This is a genomic window from Solibacillus sp. FSL K6-1523 (assembly GCF_038005225.1).
Lineage (GTDB): Bacteria > Bacillota > Bacilli > Bacillales_A > Planococcaceae > Solibacillus.
This window is the reverse complement of record NZ_JBBOSU010000001.1, coordinates 3224759-3249226: the sequence shown is the minus strand read 5'-3', so window position 1 is coordinate 3249226 and position 24468 is coordinate 3224759. Positions and strand designations below refer to the sequence as shown.

Sequence of the window (24468 nt, the reverse complement as noted above, 5' to 3'; positions counted from 1 at the left end):
TAGCAAGGAGGGAAAAGCTACTATTAATTATAGGTAGCTACCAATGTTAAAAATTATGAATTCAGTAAAATCGAAGGTTCTGTTAGCAGTTTTGATTCCGATTGTTGCGGTGAGTATCGTTTTTGGTGCTGTACTATTTTTCGTTTCAAGTAATTTAATCACTAGTCATATTATCCCGCAGTACAATCAAAATTTAATATTAAATATGGAAAAGTTTAGTGTGATGTTTGATGCAGACATTGTAAATAATGCAAAATCTGATGAAGCTACCTACAAGGAGTTACAGCGAGAAATCACAGCATTCCAAAATGAATTTGAGCTAGAAAATGTCTATATTATGAGTAAGGTAGATGGAGAAGAAGTGATATTAGCCTTAGGTAATGCCGATGACTATTTAACACCATTAGCATTTACATCTGATCAAGCTAAGGCATTAAGCACACGGGATATGATTGTGAGTGAAATTTATGAAGACGATTATGGAAAGCATAAATCAACGTTTTTACAAATCCCAGGAACGGATTCTGTATTAGGATTAGATGCTGATGCCGATTTTATTGATGAGTTAAATAGTTTTTTAATAAAAATTGTTATGGGCCTTTTAGTTGTTGCAGTAACTTTAGGTTCGATTGTAGCGGTGATAATTTCCAAAAGGATTGTTAATCCTTTAATCGTATTAGCGGATCATACAGAGGTTGTAGCAGCAGGAGACTTATCTAAGCAACTTGAAGTAAAAGGGCAGGATGAAATTGGTCGTTTAGCACAGAGCTTCGAACACATGCAGTCTCAATTAAGAGAAACGATTGTGCATGTTACGGATACTTCTCAACATGTAGAAGAAGGTTCAACTACATTAAAATTGAGTGTAGAGCAATTAACGATTGCATCCAATCAAGTTTCTGGTGCCATTCAAGAAATTGCATCAAGTACAGAGCTTATCACATCAGGAGCAACTCAAAATCGTGTAGCAGTACAACAAATTGTTGATCAAATTACAGATATATCAGATTTAACTCAGTCGGTTTCAAATGAAGCAAGTAATGCGGCAAATGTAGCAACACAAGGAAATGAAGTTATTCAAAAATCAGTTGCTGGGATTGAGGGCATCAATGAGACAGCTAAGCTATCATTAGCTAAGACGCAGCAGATGAATAGCCGCTCTACAGAAGTAAGCCAAATTACGAAGATTATTTCAAATATTTCAGACCAAATTAATTTACTAGCATTAAATGCGGCCATTGAAGCAGCACGTGCTGGTGAATATGGGAAAGGTTTTGCTGTTGTAGCAGATGAAATTCGTTCTTTAGCGGAGCAATCAGCTAACTCAGCAAGCAATATTACCTCTTTAATAGCTGAGATGCAAATAGATTCAAATGAATCCGTTGTTGCCATGAATAATGTAGTTTCTAAAATTGAGCAGGAAAGTTTGACAATTTATTCGGCAGGTGAAACATTTAATACGATTTCTAACTTAGTGGACGAGATGAATAAAGAGATTCAAACGGTGACGATGACGATTCAAGAAATTTCGAATGGTTCACAGCAAATTCTAGAAACAACTAATGCAACAGTACAATCATTAGAAGCTACAAATGATCATTCACAAAGCATTGCAGCATCGATGGAAGAGCAAACAGCTTCTTCTGAAGAAATGTTAAGTATTGCAACAGAGCTAAATGAAATGATTATTAAATTAAAATCTCAAATTAATCGATTTACTATATAATTCTGCGACGAAATGATAGCGACAGGAGCGCAAATTTAAATGACAAGCCTAGAGCGTGGAGTAGTTCTTCCTTCTAGGCTTTTTTCTTGTTTTTTCTACACTTATATTGGCATTTCGGTAAAACAATCGCTAAAGTAGAAGGAGAACAGATAAGTGACTTTATGTTGATATAAATGGATTGTATTGGAGGAACACAGCATGACGAAAGAAAAATTACTTTTATTAGATGGGAATAGTTTAGCGTATCGTGCATTTTTTGCATTACCACCGCTAACAAATGATAGTGGGATCCATACGAATGCTACTTACGGCTTTACGACGATGCTACAAAAAATTATTGGTGAGGAAAATCCGACACAAATGCTTGTTGCGTTTGATGCGGGAAAAACGACATTCCGCCATGAATCTTACGGAGAATACAAAGGTGGACGTCAAAAAACGCCATCTGAACTATCGGAGCAATTCCCCTACATTCGAAAGTTGGTTGATGCGTATCAAATTAAGCGCTATGAGCTCGCTATGTATGAAGCGGATGATATTATTGGTACTTTAGCGAAACAAGCCGCAGCACAGGGAACTGAAGTAATCATCATTTCAGGTGATAAAGATTTAACGCAATTAGCTTCAGATGAGGTAACGGTATATATTACGCGTAAAGGGATTACGGATATTGAAAAATATACACCTGCCTATATTGAAGAAAAATACGGCTTAACACCTGAGCAAATTATTGATATGAAAGGCTTAATGGGTGACCAATCCGATAATATTCCTGGTGTGCCGGGTGTCGGTGAAAAGACCGCAATTAAGCTATTAAAAGAGCACGGAACAATCGAAGTACTTTACGAGGCAATCGGTTCGATGAAAGCATCTAAAATGAAGGAAAAGCTGATTGAACATGAAGAGCTTGCCCATTTATCGAAAAAGTTAGTGACAATCCATACGGAAGCGCCGATTGAAGTGTCATTAAATGAGCTAGCTTATGCAGGCCCAAATGAAGAGAAATTACTGGAAGTGTGGCAGGAGCTCGGCTTTAAATCATTGATTGAAAAAAGTGATTTTGAAAATGAGGAAATTGAGCAAGAAGAGCTACACTTTTCAATAAAAGAAGTTGTCACAGCGGACATGCTTCAAAATACGATGGCAATGCATTTAGAGCTTGAAAATGAGCATTATCATAGCTGTGCGGCGCTTGGGTTAGCGTTAACGGATGGTGCGAATACAACCTTTACATCTGTTGATAGTATTGCGGAAAATAGCGCTTTAAAAGAATGGTTAGAAGATGCGGCGAAGAAAAAATACGTGACGGACAGTAAAGCAACACAGGCGATGCTACACCGTTTAGGCATTGAGTTAAAGGGTGTTGAATTTGATTTATTATTAGCTTCTTACATTATGAAACCATCTATATCGGGTGATGACGTAGCGACACTTGCAAAAGAATTTGGTTATCAAAATGTCCAGTCCAATGAATCTGTTTATGGAAAAGGTGCAAAATGGGCTGTTCCAGCAACAGATGTATTGGCAGAGCATGTGAGCCGAAAAGCAATGGCGATTTGGACGTTACAGCCGATTCTAGAAGGAAAATTAAAATCGAATGAACAGTTTGAGTTATATAACGAGCTAGAGCTACCACTTGCGCATATTTTAGGGAAGATGGAGAGCGAGGGCATTACAGTAAACGCCGATACATTACAGCAAATGGGTGCTGACTTAAAGCAAAAACTAGATGTAATCGAAGCGACGATTTACGAAGCGGCAGGCGAAACGTTTAATATTAATTCACCGAAGCAATTAGGGGTTATTTTATTTGATAAACTCGGTTTGCCTGTTATTAAAAAAACGAAAACAGGCTATTCTACCGCGGCGGATGTGTTAGAAAAGCTTCAATCAGAGCATGAAATTGTGCAGCATATTTTAACGTATCGAACATTGGCGAAACTGCAATCAACTTATATTGAAGGATTAACGAAAGAAATTCATGAAGCAGATTCAAAAGTGCATACCCGTTTCCAACAAGCGTTAACGGCAACAGGTCGCTTAAGTTCAACTGATCCGAACTTACAAAACATCCCGATTCGTTTAGAAGAAGGGCGAAAAATACGACAAGCGTTTATTCCGTCTAAAAAAGACTGGATTTTATTTGCGGCAGACTATTCTCAAATTGAATTACGTGTATTGGCGCATATGTGTGAGGACCCTGCGTTAGTGGATGCATTTAAACAAGGGATGGATATTCATACGAGAACCGCGATGGATGTATTTAAGGTCGAGGCGGATGAAGTGACGAGCAATATGCGTAGAACAGCGAAGGCAGTAAATTTTGGAATTGTTTATGGTATTAGTGATTATGGTTTATCGCAAAGCTTAGACATTACTCGTAAAGAAGCAGCAACCTTTATCGAAAACTATTTAGCAAGCTTCCCGGGTGTAAAAAATTACATGGATTCAATCGTTGAAGATGCGAAAGAGCAAGGGTTTGTGACAACGATTTTAAACCGTCGTCGTTATTTACCAGATATTACGAGCTCGAATTTTAATTTGCGTAGCTTTGCAGAGCGAACAGCAATGAATACACCAATTCAAGGAAGTGCAGCAGACATTATTAAAAAAGCAATGCTTGATATGGATGCGCGTTTGCAACAAGAGGGCTTGCAGGCAAAATTATTGCTACAAGTACACGATGAATTAATTTTTGAAGCACCTAAAGAAGAAATTGAAATTTTAGAACGTATCGTACCTGAAGTGATGGAAAACGCGATTCAATTATTAGTGCCATTGAAGGTTGATTTTTCATATGGCGACACATGGTACGACGCGAAGTAAGGAGTTGTCATCATGCCGGAATTACCAGAAGTAGAAGGCGTTGTCCGCGATTTAAAGCCGATTGTGGAAGGGAAAACGATTGAAAAAGTCACATTATCCAGCGTGATTTTTGCTTCCAATGAGGCGGGCAAACAAGCGATTGTTAAAAATATGGAACCGCATTTATTTGAACAACTGCTGCAAAATTGGACGATATTAGAAATTAAAAGGCGTTCGAAATACATTTTCTTCATGCTTGAAAATGAAGGGGAGTCCTTTGTTTTGGTCAATCATTTAGGGATGAGTGGCGCGTGGTTTGTCGTAGGCGATGTGCTGGAAATTACAGAGGAAAAATTTCGCAAGCATGTTCATGCCGTCTTTACATTAACGACGGGTGAGCTATTAGTGTATTCGGACATTCGCCGTTTTGGAGAATTGCGTTTTTTAAAGGAAATCGCGGATCATCCACCACTATTGAAAATGGCGCCAGAGCCGTTTGATGAAGAAGCTTGTGCGTTCTTTTTGGCGCAAAGTGAAAAACCAAAATATGCGAATAAGCCTATTAAAGAAGTCATTATGGATGGCCAAGTCATTTCTGGTTGCGGCAATATTTACGCGACCGAGGCACTTTTTAAAATGGGCATTCATCCTGGGCGTAAAACAAATCGCATCAGTCAGGCGAGGAAAGAAGCATTGTTTCAAGTTATTTGTGAGGTGCTTCAAGAAAGTATCGACTTAGGTGGCTCGACCATTTCAGATTATCGCAGCATTAATGGCGGGGCGGGGACGATGCAGCATCGACTGAAAATGTACGGCAAGAAAGATTGTTTAGCGTGTGGAACTGAAACAAAGTCAATGGTCATTGGCGGAAGAACATCTGTCTATTGCCCATATTGTCAAAAATAAGGGGTGTAATTATATGATTATTGGGTTAACCGGAAGTATTGCTAGTGGAAAAAGTACGGTCGCAAAAATGCTGGAGGCTTATAAACTACCAATTGTCGATGCCGATTTAGTAGCGCGCCAAGTAGTGGAGCCTGGAACGAACACGTTGCAGCAAATTGCCGAGGCGTTTGGTCCTGAAGTTATTGCAACGGACGGGACGATGGATCGTGCAAAAGTGGGTGCGATTATTTTTCATGATGAAGAAAAGCGCGCGGTACTCAATGGTATAATTCATCCGGCCATTCGTGCGGAAATGATTCGTCAGCGGGATGGACATGTAGCAAAAGGTGAACAAACCGTCATTATGGACATACCATTATTATTCGAAAGTAAGCTTCAGCATTTTGTTGAAAAAATCTTGGTAGTGACTGTTTCAGAGAAAAATCAACTTGACCGTCTTATGAAACGAAATGGCTTGTCGATGGAAGAAGCGCGCGCCCGTATTGCGACGCAAATTCCCGTTGCCGAAAAAGAAGCATTGGCAGATGCTGTCATTTTTAATAATGGCACGCTAGAAGAGACGGCTGAGCAATTAGAGCAAATTTTGAAGCAGTGGCAAGTGACCCGGGTTGCTATAAGCGAATAATGTTTTCGAACCGAGAATGCATCGTTTTTGTCTAACGATGCATTCTATTTGTGATGAGCGATAAATTTTTTTGTAAGTACGTATGTAATCGTTTTCAGAAAATAACAACTTTATTATTGTTATTTAAATATGTTCACTATTAGAAAAAATGTGTTATACTAATGAGCGAATATAACAATTAGACTTAATCGTACTTTTAGGAGGATTTAAATAATATGACAGTTTCTATTGCAATCAATGGTTTTGGCCGTATCGGTCGTATGGTTTTCAGACAGGCGATGATGCAAGGTAATGTAAATATCGTTGCAGTTAATGCTAGTTATCCAGCTGAAACGTTAGCACATTTAATTAAGTATGACACAAATCATGGTACATTCCCAGGAACAGTTGAAGCTGAAGAAGGCGCTTTAATTGTAAATGGTAAACGTGTTGTATTAGTGAGCGAACGTGATCCATTAAAATTACCTTGGACTGAGATGGGTGTAGATATCGTTATCGAAGCAACTGGTAAATTTAATGACCGTGACAAAGCAGCAATGCATTTAGAAGCTGGCGCGAAAAAAGTTATTTTAACTGCTCCAGGTAAAAACGAAGATATTACGGTTGTTCTAGGTGTAAACGATGAGAAATTAGATTTAGCAAAGCATGATGTTATTTCGAATGCATCTTGTACAACAAACTGCTTAGCTCCAGTAGCGAAAGTATTAAATGATGAGTTTGGTATTGTAAACGGCTTAATGACAACAGTTCATGCTTATACAAATGACCAAAACAACATCGATAACCCACATAAAGATTTACGTCGTGCGCGTAACTGTGCATCGTCAATTATTCCAACTTCAACTGGTGCAGCAAAAGCATTACGCCTAGTGTTACCAGAATTAGATGGCAAAATTCACGGTATGGCATTACGTGTACCAACACCGAATGTTTCTTTAGTAGACTTAGTTGTAGACTTAGAAAAAGATGTAACAGTAGAAGAAGTAAATAATGCATTCAAAGCGGCAGCTGAAGGTAAAATGAAAGGTATTTTAAACTTCACAATGGAGCCACTTGTATCTTCTGACTTCAATACAACAACTTTCTCTTCTACAGTTGACGGTTTAACAACAATCGTTTTAGGTGACCGTAAAGTAAAGGTTTTAGCTTGGTATGACAATGAGTGGGGTTATTCTGCTCGCGTTGTAGACTTAACAGTGAAAATTGCTAAAGAATTAGCGACAGTAAACGCTTAACATTAACTTCAATCAGCTGATGTTTAAACGCCGAATCATTGAAAATAGAAATCCTTTGCGAAAAAATCAACTTTTTTTCGCAAAGGTTTTTTCTATTGCGCATACATATTCTTTAGCTGTATAATTTTCGAAAACGGTGCACGCGCAGGAATGACTATTTCACGCGTGTTATTTTTGTTATAATAAGATTATGACTTAAGAATCAGGAGAAAAAAATTATGAGATGCCCAGCTTGTCAATACAACGGAACACGTGTTGTAGACTCTAGACCTGTTGATGATAATAAAGAAATTCGTAGACGTCGTGAATGCGAATCGTGTAGCTTTCGATTTACAACGTTTGAAAAAATAGAAGAAACACCATTAATTGTCGTGAAAAAAGAAGGTTCTCGCGAAGAATTTACGCGTGAAAAAGTTTTGCGTGGACTGATTCGTGCGTGTGAAAAACGTCCAGTACCATTAGATCAATTAGAAGAACTTGTAATGAACATCGAAAAAGAGCTACGTCGTGTAGGTAATGCCGAAGTACGTTCAGAAGATGTCGGTGAAATGGTTATGGATCGTTTGGCGAAAATTGATGAAGTGGCGTATGTTCGATTTGCGTCGGTTTATCGTCAGTTTAAAGATATTACTGTATTTATAGATGAGCTTAAAGATATTATGCTACGTCAATCGCATGATAAATAGTTTAGAGGGGGGACAAAGATGGTTCATTTGATGAAAGAATTACAACCTACGGATCATTTTGAAATCAAGCTCCCTCATGCATTATCGACAAATGAACGTCAACTTGTCACATTGTTTTATCAGCCCTTAACAGGAGCAGAACCAATTAGTTTGTATTTAACATTATGGGCAGAGGCAGAAAGCTACGTTCCCCAGGAGATGAACCATTATTATTTAATGAATGTGTTATCGATGCCGCTCCCGAAAGTGTTTGAGGCGCGTATTGCTTTAGAAGCGATCGGATTATTGCGGACATGGAAAAAGGATTTAGGAACGAGTCGTCATTTTATATATGAGCTTGTGCGTCCATTAGATGCCCAAAGCTTTTTTAAAGATCCGCTACTGTCGATGTTTTTATTTAGCAAAATTGGAGAAGGCCCTTATCGAAAGCTGCGTCAACGTTTTATAATACAGCCAAATAATGAAGCATTTGAAGAAGTGACCCGGACGTTTATTGATGTATATAAACCGGTGCATACGAATGTACCAACTGATTTTAATGAAGAAGCACCGAAGCAACAGGATTATCCATTTTATTATGAACAATTTGATTTTCAATTATTACAATCGGGTTTGTCTGAACAGCTCGTCCCTTCTTCTGCGTTGTCAATTGAAGCGCGAGAAATGATTGCGAAGCTTTCCTTTTTGTATAAGCTTTCCCCGTTGGATATGCAAAAAGTTGTTATTTTAGCACTGGATGAACAAATGAAGTTGCCGACGGAGAAGCTGAAAAAGGCTGCTGCGGATTACTATAAATTATCTGTTTCAAAAGACGCGCCGACGTTTACGAAAACCTTCCCAAGTAAGCAAACGGAAGAACCCGTCCATCAAAACTTATCAAAGGAACAGGAATTGCTTCAATACTTAGAAACGACACCGCCCGTACAAGTTTTACGGGATATTAATAAAGGGAAAGAACCGCTCCCTTCGGCGATTCAGCTGGCAGAAGATTTAGTTGTAACTTACAGTATGCCAATTGGTGTTGTAAATGTACTGCTTGAATATGTCATGCTGTCGACAGATATGAAGTTGCCGCGAAGTTATGTTGAAAAAATTGCCGACCATTGGAGTCGAAAGCATTTGAAAACGGCGAAGGAAGCGATGGATTTAGCGCGCCAAGAACGTGATAAGTATGCAGAGTGGAAGGCGGAAAGTGCAAATCCAAAGCCTGCGCCGACTCGAAATAAAACATACCAAAAATCCTCGTCGTCCCGTAAAAATACACGTGACGAACAAGTGCCAGATTGGTTTTATAAGCGCAATGAGCAACCGAAGCAAGAAGATGCAAGCTCAGTTGATTTCGAAAAAGAACGCTTGAAAATATTGCAAAAGCTAGAACAACAACATAAGTAAGTAGGTGAATTCCAATCGAACCGATTAATGAACAATTAAATCAAATAAAGAAAAAAATGCCGTCTTTCGAAGAACAATTTGAAGCAATGCGTAGAGAAACGGTCGAGCATCCGAAAGTACAACAATTTTTATTAGAACATAATCAGCAAGTGACGAAACAAATGGTCGATATTAGTTTGCCGAAGCTATATGAATATATTACGCAGGACACAGAATGCTGTGGGTGCGGTGATACGAGAAATTGTACGAATTTATTAAAGGGTCACGTCCCGAAACTGTATACGACATACAATGCGATTGATACGACCTATGTGCCGTGCGAGCAAAAGTTAAGAGAGGACGAGCGACGTGATGTAGCGAACATGATTGCTAGTATGCATATGCCAAAAGATGTGTTGAAAGCGACGTTAAAAGATTTAGCAATCGACAATCATTCCCGTTTAAGCATTGCCGATCAAGCAGCGGAATTTGTTGCGGAATACAGTCGTACAGGTGTGTTACCAAAAAAAGGATTTTATTTATATGGTCAGTTTGGCGTAGGGAAATCCTTTGTACTCGGTGCAATTGCCAATGAGTTGGCGACATTAAAAGTGCGCTCTGTCGTTGTATTTGTCCCAGAATTTTTACGTGAAATGAAAAATGCGATTTCAGATAATACATTAAATAGTAAAATTGATTATGTAAAAAAAGCTCCTGTTTTAATGCTTGATGATATTGGCGCCGAAACGATGTCTGCTTGGACGCGTGATGAAATTTTAGGGACAATTCTTCATTATCGCATGAGTGAGGAACTACCAACGTTCATTACATCAAACTTTGATTACGCAGGACTAGAGCATCATTTAGCACAGTCTCAACGCGGAGATATCGAGGTTGTGAAAGCTGCGCGAGTAATGGAACGTATTAAAGCAGTAACGATTCCAATTCAAATGGATGGCATTAACCGCCGACTATAAGTTTTCGCAAAAGCATCCATTAGCAGTTGCAATTCGCATGAAACGAGCGTATACTACTGTAGTAATTAACTCGATTTAGCAGATGTCTCCTACTTTTAAAATTTAGGATAAATGCCAAGTGTAAACTTTATTCAGAGTGTGTTTAAATCACAGCTAAATCAAGTTATGCCCTGGCGGATGTCCCAGATTTTTATAGGAGTTTTTCGAGCAAGCTCGAAAAAAATCTGGACGCAATTACGCCGAGACGTAATTGATCAACATATATAATGCAATGAAGAGGACAACAAGTTTTGCGAACTAGCTTTTAGAGAGGGAAGTCATGGCTGCGAGCTTCCTAGCAATAGCGTAAATCTTTACTACCTTGGAGCAGTGACGGGGCGAATCCGTCAACGTTTCTCAGTACGTTAACTTGACCGAGAGCTTCTTATTCGTATTTGACGAAGAAGGAAGAAGGGTGGCACCACGAGCATATACAGCATCGTCCCTTTACCGGGATGGTGCTTTTTATTTTGCCAAAAATAAGGAGGACAACAACATGTCAGAATTGATTCAATTAACTTTCCCAGATGGCGCAGTGAAGGAATTCGCTAAAGGTACATCTATTTTAGACGTAGCAGGTTCAATTAGCCCAGGTCTAAAAAAATCAACATTAGCAGGTAAAATTAATGGCACATTAATTGATGCAAAAACAGGGATCGAGCAAGACGGGGCAATCGAAATTATTACAAACAAATCACCAGAAGCACTAGAAATTTTACGTCACTCAACAGCGCACTTAACAGCACAAGCAGTAAAGCGCCTGTTCCCAGAAGTAAAATTAGGAATTGGTCCAGTTATTGATTCAGGTTTCTACTATGATATCGATGCACCGACACCGATTACTGCAGAAGATTTACCAGCAATTGAAAAAGAAATGAAAAAAATTATCGCTGAAAATATCGAAATCGAGCGTAAAGCTGTTTCTCGTAATGAAGCACAAGCGATTTATGAACAAGTTGGCGACGAATACAAATTAGAATTATTAGAAGCAATTCCAGCAGATGACGAAGTGTCAATCTACTACCAAGGCGACTTCTTTGACCTTTGCCGTGGCGTTCACGTGCCATCAACAGGTAAATTAAAAGAATTTAAATTATTATCTTTAGCAGGTGCTTACTGGCGCGGAAACTCAGATAATAAAATGCTTCAACGTATTTACGGTACAGCTTTCTTTACGAAAGATGAGTTAAAACATCACTTACAAATGATTGAAGAAGCAAAAGAGCGTGACCACCGTAAAATCGGTAAAGAATTAGATTTATTTATGACAAGCCAAACAGTTGGTCAAGGTTTACCATTATGGCTGCCAAACGGTGCAACAATTCGTCGTACAATCGAGCGTTACATCGTTGATAAAGAAATTGCTTTAGGTTATAAGCATGTTTACACACCAGTACTTGGTTCAAAAACATTATACGAAACATCAGGTCACTGGGATCACTATCAAGATGGCATGTTCCCGCCAATGGAAATGGACAATGAAACGCTTGTATTACGTCCAATGAACTGCCCTCACCATATGATGGTATTCAAAAACGGTTTACATTCGTACCGTCACTTACCACTTCGTATTGCGGAGCTTGGAACAATGCACCGTTATGAAATGTCTGGAGCAGTTTCAGGTTTACAACGTGTACGCGGGATGACATTAAATGATGCGCATATTTTCGTTCGTCCAGATCAAATTAAAACAGAGTTCAAAAAAGTAGTGGAATTAATTCTTGAAGTTTACAAAGACTTTGATTTAACAGACTACTCATTCCGTTTATCTTACCGTGATCCAAACAATAAAGAGAAATACTTTGATGACGATGAAATGTGGGAAACAGCACAACGCATGTTAAAAGAAGCCATGGATGAGCTTGGCTTAGATTACTTCGAAGCAGAAGATGAAGCGGCGTTCTACGGGCCAAAATTAGACGTTCAAGTAAAAACAGCGATTGGTAAAGAAGAAACATTATCAACTGCACAACTTGATTTCTTATTACCACAGCGCTTTGACCTTTCTTACATTGGTGAAGATGGTCAACCGCAACGTCCAGTAGTTATTCACCGTGGTGTTGTATCAACAATGGAACGCTTCGTAGCCTTCTTAATTGAAGAATACAAAGGGGCATTCCCTACATGGTTAGCGCCAGTACAAGCGACAATTATTCCAGTATCGAACTCGGTGCATTATGATTACGCACGTGAAGTACAAGAAAAATTAGCAGCGGCTGGTATTCGTGTAGAAATGGATGATCGTGAAGAAAAATTAGGCTATAAAATCCGTGAAGCACAAATGCAAAAAATTCCATACATGCTTGTTATCGGAGACAAAGAAGTGGAAGCTAGTGGCGTAAATATTCGACGTTATGGCTCAAAAGATTCTGAAACACTTAGCTTTGATGAGTTCTTAACAATTATTTCAGCAGAAGCCAAAAAATAATATTCGTATAGAAGTTACTCGAAAGGTGAATCCTTTTGGGTAACTTCTTTTTTATGCTCATGCTACAGAAAAATAAAAAAACGGCATTCTGACAACGCGTCAAAATACCGTTATATTTGGAGATTCTATAGTTTAAATTGCGCGACTGAATTTTGAAGCTGTTCAGCACGATTGCTCAAGTCAGTTGAAACGCTTGCAATTTCTTGCATCGATTGAATTTGCTCAATAATGGCATCATTTGATTGAGAGGATTCTTTTGAAACGATTGCTGCTTGCGATGCTAGTTCCTGCACGGAAGCAGTAACTTCCTCAGCTGCAGCCGAAATTTCCTCGGTTACAGATGAAACATCCTCGATTTGTTCTTTCATTTGATCGACGGCTGTTGAAATATTATTGAAGGATTTTTCTGCATTTTCAATAATTCCAACCCCTTGTTCAACAGATGTTAAACTATCTTGAATTGCATTTTCTACATTTTTCGTATCTTTTTGAATTTCTGTTGTTAATGAAACAATTTGACCTGCTGAATGGTTCGATTCTTCTGCAAGTTTGCGTACTTCATCGGCTACGACAGCGAAACCTTTACCATGTTCACCCGCACGTGCCGCTTCAATTGCCGCGTTGAGTGCCAATAAATTTGTTTGGTCTGTAATGCTTGTAATCACCTTAGAAATATTTTCGATTTCAGCAGATTGCTTCGTTAATTTTTGAATCAGTTCTGTTGTTAATTTTGTTGATTGATAAATTGTTTGCATTTGTTGTTTTGCTATTGAAACACTAGCCTCGCCTTCATCTGCAATCGTCGATGTAGCCGTTGCTGACGAGTGGAGTGTATGCGCGGATTCCGCAATGCGCTGGATGGCGGAAGAGGTTTCTTCCATTGCTACGGCACACTCTTTGGCTGCTGCAGCGGCACTTGATGTGTTTTCTGTAGATAGTCTCGCACTTTTTGAAATATTTTCGGATGTACTTGTCATCTCAATTGTTGAAGCGCTTAATTCTTCAGAAGAGGCACTTAAATGCTCAGCGTTATTTGCCATTGAATGAATTAACTGCTGAATCGTGCTTTTCATTGTGTTAAACGATGTTGTCAATTGTCCAATTTCGTCTTTTGATTTTACTTGAATATCGGGTTCGCTTAAATTACCAGAGGCAAGTGTTTGAACAGCTATTTTCAATTTTTGTAAAGGTGTAGAAATTTGACGACTTAGTACGAGCGCAAGAATAATACCAACAATAATTGCTATGAAAAAGTTAATCGTTGAAATCATTCGGGCCATCGTCATATTTTGGTCACCAAAATTTTGGGCTTCATCAAATAATTGTTTTATTAAATTGTTTAATTCATTCCCCGCTGCTATTGCCTCATCACGCGCTGGTAAAACATTATTCGTATAATAAACTACCGCCGTTTGAGCGCCATCTCGTTCATTTAATGAAAGGGTTTGAGTTAATTGTTCTTCATAAGTGTCTACTTTTGTAGCAAGCACTGCAAGCATATCCCTTGTATCAGAGCGTGTAAAACTATCCTTTAAAGAAGCAATCGCCGCTTTCAAATTCGTTTGTGTATTATGGAAATTTTGTAGAGAAGCATTGTCCCCTAATATGTAAGTTTGGGCTTGTGAAGCTTCTAATGTAATATAATGTTGGATATCGCTTACTTCATATAATTGAGGTAAACCCGTTTTTAATGTATCGCTATAATGTTTATCTATATTCGTTAGCTGAGTGAAAAGAACGGTACAGGCGACTATTATAATTAAAATCATTGCTGAAAAACCAAAAAGTAATTTCTTTTTAATAGACATTATGAACACTCCTTTAGTATAGTTATATTTAGCTTAATATAAAGTAAGTTAAAATGATGTGTCAGAATAGTGAGAAAGTAATATTTGGAAGTATTATTTTTTTCTCTATAAATACGGTTGACATTATTAAATGAATCATGTTATTATTATTTAGGTTATGAATACAAAGATTGAAAGTAGAGGCTGCCCGCTTCTCACCTGACGAATGCTTTCGAGTTATTTACAGGTAATGACACGTTGAATTGTTTTACGCAGTCGTTGCGTATGCACATATAGCGGGCGGACATCTCAAATGTCCGTCTTTTTTGTTGGTTAAACCGCAAAATGATTGGAAATATGAATTTATTTTCAAGAGACATATGGACATATCACGGAGGTGTACCGTTCGACCAGGGTATACTTTACACCAACTCATGTATTCGAGACACTATCTTGGAGGTGGATTAATATTAGCAAAGACATGTATGTAAACGAAGGCATTCGCGCACGTGAACTTCGATTAATCGATCACAATGGAGATCAACTAGGCGTTAAAACACGTATTGAAGCGTTAGAACTTGCTACTCGTGCTAACTTGGATCTTGTCCTTGTGGCCCCTCAAGCCAAGCCACCAGTCGCTCGTATCATGGACTATGGTAAGTTTAAGTTTGATCAGCAAAAGAAAGACCGTGAAATTCGTAAAAATCAAAAGGTTATCAGTATGAAAGAGGTTCGTTTGAGCCCGACAATTGATGAGCATGATTTCCAAACGAAATTACGTGCTGGCATTAAGTTCCTTGAAAAAGGGGACAAAGTGAAAGCATCTATACGTTTCAAAGGTCGAGCAATTACACACAAAGAAATTGGTCAGCGTGTGTTAGATCGCTTTGCTGAAGCTTGTGCCGAAATCTCAACGGTTGAACAAAAACCGAAGATGGAAGGCCGAAGCATGTTCTTAGTTCTTCAACCGAAGACTGAGAGCTAAAAGTATTGTTAGAAACAAGTTTAGGAGGAAATCGACATGCCAAAAATGAAAACTCACCGTGGAGCTGCGAAGCGTTTCAAAAAAACAGGTACTGGTAAATTAAAGTTTGACCGCGCTTACGGAAGCCACTTATTCGCTAACAAATCAACAAAAGCAAAACGTCACTTACGTAAAGCTAAAGTTGCATCATCTGGCGATTTCAAACGTATTCGTACATTATTAGTTTACATGAAGTAATCGTTTATCGACTTTTCGGTAAAACAAAAACAAAAAAACAATTAAACATTCGAAAGAATTAGCAGGAGGTAATTGCTATGCCACGCGTAAAAGGCGGAACAGTAACACGCGCTCGTCGCAAAAAAGTATTAAAATTAGCTAAAGGTTACTATGGTTCAAAACATACATTATATAAAGTAGCTAACCAAGCAGTAATGAAGTCAGGTTCTTATGCATACCGTGACCGTCGTCAAAAGAAACGTGATTTCCGTAAATTATGGATCACTCGTATTAACGCGGCTGCTCGCATGAATGGTTTATCTTATAGCCGTTTAATGCACGGTTTAAAATTAGCTGGTATCGAAGTTAACCGTAAAATGTTAGCTGACTTAGCTGTTAACGATGCTGCAGCATTCGCTCAATTAGCTGAAGCTTCTAAAAACGCTCAAGCTAAATAATTTACACTTCAAAAGACTGACAGGGAGAATAGCTCTCCTTATCAGTCTTTTTTTCGGTCGTAAGGAAGTAGCTAATTTAGAGGAATCGAGTCACACGTCTTTATGTGGGCTTTTTTCTTAGCGAAAGGGAGAACGAATTTTTATGGAATTAGCAGCTCTTGCATACGTTTCGATTGTTTCGCTTATATTATGTATCTATATGTATAGTGACAAAGAACGTGCTAAAAATAAAGAATGGCGAATCTCTGAAAAAACATTAATTACGTTAGCGATATTTGGAGGAGCAATTGGTGGCGTGCTCGGCATGTATTTATTCCGCCATAAAACGAATCATAATAAATTCGCATTTGGCTTTCCGTTGCTCGCTGCCGTACATGTTTTTTTACTTGTGCAACTATTTTAATTACAAATCCATTCATACACAGCAAAAATCCACCATTTTCAATGAAATGGTGGATTTTTGGTGGAAAAGCTGCGATGAATGATTCTGAAATTTAATCCTTCATCAATTGTTCAATTGGATTCTTCCAGTTAATTTTCGCATTTGGATAATTCATTAAAATTTCCTTTTCTAAATAAAGAAAATCTTCTTTTGTAAAACCTTGCAACTTCATCGGATCATGCACAAAAACGAAAATGCTGACCACTTCAAACGCATTTTCAGTAGTGCCTAAATATTTTTCACCTTCAAATAACGCATCTTTATAGGAAATGAAAAAGTTTTTACGAATATTTTTGACATCATCATAAAAATAATATTGCCCATTTTCGTATGCTTCATCAAGTTTACGCTTCGGATCTGTTAAATAACGTACCCCTTTATAAAATATGTAAATGATGAGAATAATAATGGCAATGCGCAATAATAGAGCCATAGAACTTCCCCCTTGCTTACGCTGTTTCCATGCTATACGATTGAGTAGAGAAAAGGTTTCATTTTTTTTAGAAATAAGGAGAAATAGTATGGAATTTAAACAATTATTTGAAATGCAGCGTGCGCTTGATCAATTTATCGAGGAAACGCAAAATGTACAAAAGGATGTATTTGAAGAAAAAGGTTTAGCACTCCTCGTTGAATTATCAGAACTTGCGAATGAAACGCGCTGTTTTAAATTTTGGTCAACAAAGGGCCCGTCAGACCGCGAAGTAATCTTAGAGGAATTTGTTGATTCGATTCATTTCATGCTATCACTTGGAAATATGCGAGGATTTCTATTAACTCAGTGGCCAAACTTATCGCAAAATCGGGAGCTAACGCCATTATTTATCGAACTGACACAAGTTGTTTTGACATTTATAAATGAGCAAACCGAAGTAAGTTATAAAGCGCTTTGGAATAGTTATAGTATATTGGCGTATAATTTAGGGTTTACTGTGGAAGATATTTTAAAAGCTTATAAAGATAAAAACGAAAAAAATTATGAGCGTCAACGTTCGGGTTATTGAATTGATGAGTACTATTTCACATTTCGAAATAATTTCGTTATAATATGGAATGAAGTACATACTTAGGAGGCAAATGAAGAATGACAAAACTTGACTCAACATTACAAATGTTTAAAGATTTAACGGATGCAAACGGAATTCCAGGAAATGAGCGTGCACCTCGTGAAGTAATGAAAAAATACATTACACCTTTTGCTGATGAAATTGAAACAGATAACTTAGGGAGCCTAATCGCGAAAAAAGTAGGCGATGAAAACGGACCGAAAATTATGGTTGCGGGTCACTTAGATGAAGTTGGCTTTATGGTAACACGTATTGACGATAAAGGTTTCGTATTTTTCCAAACAGTTGGCGGTTGGTGGGGCCAAGTAATGCTTGCTCAACGTGTGACAATTACGACACGTAAAGACGGAGAAATTATTGGGGTAATCGGTTCAAAACCACCCCATATTTTACCAGCTGAAGTGCGTAATAAACCAGTTGATATTAAAGCGATGTTCGTTGATATCGGTGCAACTTCTAAAGAAGAAGCGATGGAATGGGGCGTTCGTCCTGGCGATATGATCACCCCATATTTTGAATTCCACGTAATGAAAAATGAAAAGCATTTATTAGCAAAAGCTTGGGATAACCGTATTGGTTGTGCGATTGCAATCGATGTATTAAAAGCATTAAAAGACGAAAAACATCCAAATATCGTTTATGGAGTAGGGAATGTACAAGAAGAAATCGGCCTACGTGGTGCAAAAACTTCAACGTTTAAAGTACAACCAGATATCGGTTTCGCAGTAGATGTAGGTGTAGCAGGTGATACACCAGGCGTAACACCAAGTGAATCAACATCTAAAATCGGTGCAGGTCCACAAATTGTTGTGTATGATGCATCAATGGTGTCACATACAGGCTTACGTGAGTTAGTTATTGATACAGCAGAAGAAGCAGGTATTCCATATCAATTCGAAGCAATGGCTGGTGGCGGTACGGATGCGGGTTCAATCCACATCACAGCAAATGGTGTTCCTTCACTTTCAATCGGTGTTGCAACACGTTATATTCATTCACATGCGGGTATTTTACATCGTGATGACTATGACAACGCTGTTAAATTAATCGTAGAAGTGATCAAAAAATTAGACCGTGATACAGTGAATAAAATTACGTTCGAATAATAAATTAAGCTGTAGAGATTTCTAGTATATGTAAAGGGTAGATTGATTCTGTTATGGGATTGACCTACCTTTTGCATTTTATAAAAAGTTTCCATACATAAAAATGAATAAGAAAAGAACAGAAAAGGAGGAAATCCATTGATTTGTTTCATATTAGCCGGGCTATTTGTCTTTTTAGGCTTTGCGGTGCATAAATTAAAATGGTACTTCTTAATTTCGGGCTACAATACAATGTCAAAAGAGCGCAAGGCCAACGTTGATACAAAAGGACTCGGGCGCGTGATCGGAATGTATATGTACTTTCTTGCGCTGTTATTTGTAATAATGGGTGTCTTGCAGTTGATGGATAAACCGGCATTGTCAGCACCAATTATAATTGTATTTGTCATAGCAACGATTATTATGATTGTGAAAGCGCAAAAATTTAATGGAAATTTATTTGATGAAAAGGGTAAATGGAAAAAAGGTGCGAGCAAGCAATTAAAAATGCCGATGATTATTTTAGCAATTACGTTAATAGGTGTAGCGATTTTAATGTATTTTTCAACGCAGCAGTCGGGCATTGTCGCAAGTGTTGATGCGCTTGAAATTGGTGGCATGTATGGGGATGTATATGAATGGGCGGAAATAGAGCAACTTACTTTAATGGAAGAACTTCCTGAAATCTCATTGCGTACAAATGGATCAGCTGTTGGTTCCCATTTAAAGGGTCATTTTAAATTTAAGAATGGAGAGAAGGCAAAACTTTTCGTTGATAAAAGTGTGCCACCATTTATTTCGTTTGTCGTGAATGATAAGAAGGTTATATTCAATTTAGATACAGCAGACGAAACTACGGCGTTTTATAACAAGATGGAAGCCAAAGTTCAGCAGTAGCAATAGAAAACGGCGTATGAAAGGGTAGAACTTTCATGCGCCGTTTCAATTTAGCTACGTATAGAAGATTCTCCATTTAATTTAGCATGAATAGCTTCAATCAATTGTTCTGTCATTTGTGGGACAAAAGTTTCCAAAACGGGATTAATCATCATCCCCATTATACCGCTAGCAGAAAGGTCGAGGCTTCCTGTAAATTGTGTTGTCGTTTCGTTCACTTCCAGTAGTTTAAAATAGCCATGCCCATTAAAGCTATCTGAAAGTCCTGTTAACTTGAACTTCACATCGGACGGAGCAGTAACTTCTTGAATATCCACTTGTAATTTGATTGTTTTTTTCGTGAAACCAAGATCCGCTTTAAATACCCAATGAAATTGCGTATCATTTTGTACCTCATGGGCTAAGTAACCTGGAATTAATGGTGCCCATGCATTAAAATCCTTCGTAAAATTCCAAACGACCTCATTGCTTAATGCGATTTCAACTGCATGAATTGCTTGTGGCATTGCTCGCTCATCCCCTTTGAACTTCATTTCGAATGGTTTTGTATGGAATAGGAAAGCTTCCAAATGAAAACCAATCATTCGTTTCATTATTACGGAAAATAACTATAATTTCAATATAGCTTTCTATAAATTCTAATAAAATTAGTTATCTGCTACTTAAAGCGGATATTTTCTTTATGCTCAAAAAGTTATTTTATGCTTAACTACAAGAAAATTAAATATTTAATTTTTTATAATAATCCACTTGATTTTATAATTATGCATATGTATAATAAAGACAACATTAAGGTTACAGAGGTGTAGAGACATGAAATTGTTAGAAGAGATTCAGTTAAAGCCTGTCGAAAGCTTAAAGGGTAAAGATTTGCTAACATTGCTTGATTATACAAGTGATGAAGTTCAAGAGTTGATTAAATTAGCAACACAGCTTAAAACGATTACGAAAGCGGGTAAATGCCCACGTTTACTAGAAGGTAAAACGTTAGGGATGATTTTTGAGAAAAGTTCAACTCGTACGCGCGTTTCATTTGAAGTGGGCATGCAGCAGCTAGGTGGCTATGGCATGTATATGAATGCAAAAGATATGCAAATTGGCCGCGGTGAGCCTGTTTCGGATACAGGTAAAGTTTTATCAGGCTATTTAGATGGTATTATGATTCGTGCTAATTCACATACAATGGTGGAAGAACTTGCAGAAGCTGCTTCAATTCCAGTAATTAATGGTTTAACAGACATCGATCACCCTTGCCAAGCGTTAGCCGATATTGAAACAATTGCGGAAAACAAAGGTGAATTAAAAGGCTTGAAAATTGCCTATGTTGGGGATGGCAATAATGTCGCTCATGCATTAATCGTTGCAGCTGCACATGTAGGTATGCACGTAACGGTTGCAACACCAGTTGGCTATGAATGTGATGAAACGATTATCGAAAAAGCACAACAAATTGCAGCAAAAAATGGCAGTATCGTTTTTGTTACAAATGATCCTGTAGTAGCTGTAAAAGATGCGGATGCGATTTATGCAGATGTTTGGACGTCGATGGGGCAAGAGGAAGAAACGGCACAGCGATTAAAGGATTTTACTGGTTATCAAATTAATGATGCACTTGTTGCCCATGCGAAGCCAGATTATATGTTCCTGCATTGTTTACCAGCACATCGCGAGGAAGAAGTGGCGACATCTGTTATTGATGGGCCAAACTCGTATATTTTTGAACAAGCAGAAAATCGTCTGCATGCACAAAAAGCAGTGTTAGTTTCATTATTGGCTTAGCTTGATTCAGTAGGAGTCCCCTACTGAATCAAGTTAAGTCCCAGCGGATGTCACAGATTTTAAGAGGAGTTTTTCGAGCTAGCCCGAAAAAAATCTGGACACAATTACGCCGAGGCGTAATTGATCAAATAAGCTTCACGATTATGGGTTGTAATCGTGTTGCTATATATGAATGCATATCTACTTGCAAGCAGGAAGGGCGAACAAGTAGATAGTAGCGCTGTTTGATGTTGGAATGGGAGACGCTGTGACACATCAAATAACTACACGTGATGAACGTACTCAAGATGGAATACCTCATCACTACATAGTAAAAGTAATCCGGGAGACGCTGGATTGCTTTTTTTTCTGTGATGAAGGATATTCCTATTTAATCTTGAAATATATTAAGTGGATTAAGTAAATTCCATCAATAATATGCGGGATATTGAAAATAGTTATAGGGGGAGATTTTAAATGTCGTTTCATATAAGAGTGCGAGCAGGGGCGATTATCATTGAAAATAACAATATATTATTAACAGTTTATAATGACCCGTTAAGAGGGATTATTTATGATTTGCCAGCTGGTGGCGCAGAACCGAATGAGTCGATTACGGATGCAGTCAAAAGAGAAGCGAAAGAAGAAGCGTGTATAGATGTAGAAGTCGGTCCTTTAGCCTTTGTTTATGAGTATGCACCGCATCTCAATTTTGAAAAGTTTGGGAAGACCCATACATTAGTGATGATGTTTGAATGTAAAATAATAAACAACACGATTCCAAAGCTTCCAGAAAATCCAGACCCTAATCAAATCGGTGTTACATGGCTACCAATTTCAGAATTACAAAATGTTAAAATATATGCGAATATCGGTGCACATTTACAGGAATATATGATTAACGGTAGAAATATTGACTTAATAGAAGAACATAAATTAAGTCGAACTTTTACGTGAAATGATAAGACATTTAATCTTTATCGTATAGAAAAGGGGATGAATGATGGACACATTAATTCAAGAAATCAAACGTTGGGTTCATAATTCGGATAAGAAGCTAATCATTGGAATATCCGGTCATGGCGCGGCAGGAAAGACGACCTTTGCACATATGTTAATGGAAAAGTTAAAGCACAATATAAATTACCTTAATACAGATCCATACATAGTAAGTTCAGCGGTACGTAAATATGCAATGATTGATTATTTACATAAAGGAACAATGCATCACTCTAAAATGACAGCATGCCATCCTGCGGCACATCATATACCGTCTTTGGAAAGAGATGTATGGATGCTAAAGGAAAATATGAATTTACGCACGCTTGACACACATTATTTAAAAAGTGAAATACTGACTTCACAAAATAAACTAACAATTGTAGAAGGTATGAGTGTTGCCTTTGCCAATCCAAATCTATTTGATGTTCTTATTTATTTTTATACAGATGGTGATACGGAGTTAGAGAGACGATTCGGCCGAGATATAGAAGAAAGAGGAACCGATATTGATTATTTAAAGCAATCTCACAATGAGCGTCGTATTCAGTATGAGGTGTTTATGCATCCGTACAGTAAGCATTTCGATATTATTATAAAAAATGGCAAGGGAAAAAGTTATGTTGAGGAAAATACCTTTGATTTTAGTTGATTTTGTCCTTTTAAGAATGTTAGGAAATTATAAATAAGTACAAGGAGGATTCTTTCTATTTATTAGAGAATTGGTTAGGTGGAGGGGGGATAACATGCAATTACTTATTGAAAATATGAATGAAGATTTAGCCAAAGATATTGTTAGCTGGGAATATGAGAAGCCATATGATTTTTACAATAATGAAATATCAGATGGAGCTGTGAAGGAACTACTGGATGGTTCATATTTTGCACTTGTTAATGAGGATCAAAAATTACATGGATTTTTTTGTACGGGAGACAATGCGCAAGTTCCTGTGGGGAAAAGGTTTGGTGTTTATTCAGAGAATTCAATTGATATGGGACTCGGTATGAACCCTAAATATGTAGGTAAAGGAAGCGGTTTTGAATTTTGCTCTTTTATTTTGCGTTATATTGAAGAGAACCATAAAGGTACACCGATTAGACTGACTGTGGCAAAGTTCAATCAAAGAGCAATCCATCTATATGAAAAGCTTGGTTTTGAGAAGAAAGACGAATTTCGCACCGATTTTGCAGAATTTATGACAATGGTTAAAAGGAAATGAACCATTTTTATAAATTTAAAAAATACAGTTAAAGGGAGCATTCAAAATTGATTAAAGGTTTATATGAAGCACATTTGCCAGTTAGTAATTTAGAAAAATCCATACAGTTTTATAAAAGTCTTGGTTTAGAATATGACCACAGTGTAGATAATAAAATAGCTTTTCTATGGATTGAAAAGGATAAAAGTTGGTTGGGTTTATGGGAAACGGATAAAGTAGAGCTTGAATATCACCCTTCAATAAGACATATCGCTTTCCAAGTGACGATAGAAGGACTGAGAGATTCGGTTGCTTGGCTTAAAGAGAAGGGATATGAAGCAAGAGAAGCATTTGGTTTTAAACCGATTGAGCCGTTTGTGATGGCACATGATGATTATGCTCACGCCAAAATCCATTTTAATGATCCTGATGGAAATAGTTTGGAATTGATTTGTAAATTAGAAAATCCTAAAAAAATTACAAAACGAATGTATTTAAGCGAGTGGGAACAATTAAATGCATAATAAAATAACGTAATAATCTTTCATTTTCTATGATACAACGTTAAATTTGCGGTACATAGATGGCTAACGGACAGCATTTCTACAATAAGTGGAAATGCTTTTTTACTAGGTAAATAGATAAGTTGAACATGAAGGGAAATGTTCAACTTAAATAGAATAAACTAGATAGCGGTTCTTCTCGATATAATTACAAATCAATTGTTGAAAAGTAAGATGAAATGAATGGAGGAATAATAATGGAAGCTATTGTTAT

General features: G+C 37.6%; 24 protein-coding genes. 21 read left to right on the top strand and 3 right to left on the bottom strand.

What is annotated here, in order from left to right; genetic code table 11:
* Positions 1 to 43 precede the first annotated feature (43 nt).
* The 9 genes from MHI10_RS15670 (at position 44) to thrS (ending at position 12798) form a co-directional block, all read left to right on the top strand.
* Entirely contained in the window at positions 44 to 1726 is a 1683-nt protein-coding gene (locus MHI10_RS15670; RefSeq protein WP_340787057.1) for a methyl-accepting chemotaxis protein, read from the top strand.
* A gap of 198 nt (positions 1727 to 1924) precedes the next feature.
* Positions 1925 to 4552 (top strand): DNA polymerase I, encoded by a 2628-nt coding sequence (gene polA / locus MHI10_RS15665; protein ID WP_340787055.1) that lies wholly within the window; start codon positions 1925 to 1927, stop codon positions 4550 to 4552.
* Positions 4553 to 4564: 12 nt separating this feature from the next.
* Positions 4565 to 5437, top strand: a complete 873-nt coding sequence (gene mutM, locus MHI10_RS15660) for a bifunctional DNA-formamidopyrimidine glycosylase/DNA-(apurinic or apyrimidinic site) lyase (RefSeq protein WP_340787054.1) — start codon at positions 4565 to 4567, stop codon at positions 5435 to 5437.
* Positions 5438 to 5450: 13 nt separating this feature from the next.
* A complete protein-coding gene (gene coaE / locus MHI10_RS15655; protein WP_340787051.1) occupies positions 5451 to 6062 on the top strand; it encodes a dephospho-CoA kinase in 612 nt (203 codons plus the stop codon).
* A 215-nt stretch (positions 6063 to 6277) separates the two neighbouring features.
* Positions 6278 to 7297, top strand: coding sequence for a glyceraldehyde-3-phosphate dehydrogenase (locus MHI10_RS15650; protein ID WP_340787049.1), 1020 nt, complete (start codon positions 6278 to 6280; stop codon positions 7295 to 7297).
* Between the two features lie 218 nt (positions 7298 to 7515).
* On the top strand, positions 7516 to 7983 hold the full coding sequence (nrdR, locus tag MHI10_RS15645) for a transcriptional regulator NrdR (protein WP_340787042.1): 468 nt from the start codon (positions 7516 to 7518) through the stop codon (positions 7981 to 7983).
* Positions 7984 to 8001: 18 nt separating this feature from the next.
* Complete coding sequence (locus MHI10_RS15640; protein ID WP_340787039.1) at positions 8002 to 9375, top strand: replication initiation and membrane attachment family protein; 1374 nt, start codon at positions 8002 to 8004, stop codon at positions 9373 to 9375.
* A 14-nt stretch (positions 9376 to 9389) separates the two neighbouring features.
* Positions 9390 to 10331, top strand: a complete 942-nt coding sequence (gene dnaI, locus MHI10_RS15635; protein ID WP_340789267.1) for a primosomal protein DnaI — start codon at positions 9390 to 9392, stop codon at positions 10329 to 10331.
* 535 nt (positions 10332 to 10866) lie between these two features.
* The gene (gene thrS / locus MHI10_RS15630) at positions 10867 to 12798 is read left to right on the top strand and encodes a threonine--tRNA ligase (RefSeq protein ID WP_340787036.1); all 1932 of its coding nucleotides are present in this window, start codon (positions 10867 to 10869) and stop codon (positions 12796 to 12798) included.
* 125 nt (positions 12799 to 12923) lie between these two features.
* Here thrS and MHI10_RS15625 read toward each other — a convergent pair whose 3' ends face one another.
* On the bottom strand, positions 12924 to 14606 hold the full coding sequence (locus tag MHI10_RS15625; RefSeq protein WP_340787034.1) for a methyl-accepting chemotaxis protein: 1683 nt from the start codon (positions 14604 to 14606) through the stop codon (positions 12924 to 12926).
* A 460-nt stretch (positions 14607 to 15066) separates the two neighbouring features.
* On the opposite strand from MHI10_RS15625, the gene infC reads away from it, so the two are divergent.
* The 4 genes from infC to MHI10_RS15605 all read left to right on the top strand — a co-directional run bounded on the left by infC (position 15067) and on the right by MHI10_RS15605 (position 16647).
* Positions 15067 to 15570: a translation initiation factor IF-3 gene (gene infC, locus MHI10_RS15620; protein WP_340787031.1), complete on the top strand. Its 504-nt coding sequence runs from the start codon at positions 15067 to 15069 to the stop codon at positions 15568 to 15570.
* Between the two features lie 36 nt (positions 15571 to 15606).
* Positions 15607 to 15807, top strand: a complete 201-nt coding sequence (gene rpmI, locus MHI10_RS15615; RefSeq protein WP_340787030.1) for a 50S ribosomal protein L35 — start codon at positions 15607 to 15609, stop codon at positions 15805 to 15807.
* Positions 15808 to 15884: 77 nt separating this feature from the next.
* A complete protein-coding gene (gene rplT, locus MHI10_RS15610; protein WP_057989770.1) occupies positions 15885 to 16244 on the top strand; it encodes a 50S ribosomal protein L20 in 360 nt (119 codons plus the stop codon).
* A gap of 142 nt (positions 16245 to 16386) precedes the next feature.
* Positions 16387 to 16647: a DUF1294 domain-containing protein gene (locus MHI10_RS15605; RefSeq protein WP_340787025.1), complete on the top strand. Its 261-nt coding sequence runs from the start codon at positions 16387 to 16389 to the stop codon at positions 16645 to 16647.
* A gap of 91 nt (positions 16648 to 16738) precedes the next feature.
* Here MHI10_RS15605 and MHI10_RS15600 read toward each other — a convergent pair whose 3' ends face one another.
* Positions 16739 to 17119 (bottom strand): sigma-w pathway protein ysdB, encoded by a 381-nt coding sequence (locus tag MHI10_RS15600; protein WP_340787024.1) that lies wholly within the window; start codon positions 17117 to 17119, stop codon positions 16739 to 16741.
* Positions 17120 to 17207: 88 nt separating this feature from the next.
* On the opposite strand from MHI10_RS15600, the gene MHI10_RS15595 reads away from it, so the two are divergent.
* From MHI10_RS15595 to MHI10_RS15585, 3 genes are all read left to right on the top strand, one after another.
* Positions 17208 to 17690: a dUTP diphosphatase gene (locus MHI10_RS15595; protein WP_340787023.1), complete on the top strand. Its 483-nt coding sequence runs from the start codon at positions 17208 to 17210 to the stop codon at positions 17688 to 17690.
* 80 nt (positions 17691 to 17770) lie between these two features.
* Positions 17771 to 18859: a M42 family metallopeptidase gene (locus MHI10_RS15590; RefSeq protein ID WP_340787021.1), complete on the top strand. Its 1089-nt coding sequence runs from the start codon at positions 17771 to 17773 to the stop codon at positions 18857 to 18859.
* A 138-nt stretch (positions 18860 to 18997) separates the two neighbouring features.
* Positions 18998 to 19735, top strand: a complete 738-nt coding sequence (locus MHI10_RS15585; RefSeq protein WP_340787019.1) for a DUF3784 domain-containing protein — start codon at positions 18998 to 19000, stop codon at positions 19733 to 19735.
* 50 nt (positions 19736 to 19785) lie between these two features.
* On the opposite strand, the gene MHI10_RS15580 is transcribed toward MHI10_RS15585, so the two are convergent.
* A complete protein-coding gene (locus tag MHI10_RS15580) occupies positions 19786 to 20241 on the bottom strand; it encodes a CoxG family protein (RefSeq protein ID WP_340787017.1) in 456 nt (151 codons plus the stop codon).
* 307 nt (positions 20242 to 20548) lie between these two features.
* Between MHI10_RS15580 and argF the strand changes: the two genes are divergently transcribed.
* The 5 genes from argF to MHI10_RS15555 all read left to right on the top strand — a co-directional run bounded on the left by argF (position 20549) and on the right by MHI10_RS15555 (position 24215).
* On the top strand, positions 20549 to 21514 hold the full coding sequence (gene argF, locus MHI10_RS15575; RefSeq protein WP_340787015.1) for an ornithine carbamoyltransferase: 966 nt from the start codon (positions 20549 to 20551) through the stop codon (positions 21512 to 21514).
* Positions 21515 to 21970: 456 nt separating this feature from the next.
* Positions 21971 to 22450: an NUDIX domain-containing protein gene (locus MHI10_RS15570; protein WP_340787012.1), complete on the top strand. Its 480-nt coding sequence runs from the start codon at positions 21971 to 21973 to the stop codon at positions 22448 to 22450.
* Positions 22451 to 22496: 46 nt separating this feature from the next.
* On the top strand, positions 22497 to 23144 hold the full coding sequence (locus tag MHI10_RS15565; RefSeq protein ID WP_340787009.1) for a uridine kinase family protein: 648 nt from the start codon (positions 22497 to 22499) through the stop codon (positions 23142 to 23144).
* 94 nt (positions 23145 to 23238) lie between these two features.
* The gene (locus MHI10_RS15560; protein WP_340787007.1) at positions 23239 to 23712 is read left to right on the top strand and encodes a GNAT family N-acetyltransferase; all 474 of its coding nucleotides are present in this window, start codon (positions 23239 to 23241) and stop codon (positions 23710 to 23712) included.
* 47 nt (positions 23713 to 23759) lie between these two features.
* Positions 23760 to 24215 (top strand): VOC family protein, encoded by a 456-nt coding sequence (locus MHI10_RS15555; protein ID WP_340787006.1) that lies wholly within the window; start codon positions 23760 to 23762, stop codon positions 24213 to 24215.
* Positions 24216 to 24468 lie beyond the last annotated feature (253 nt).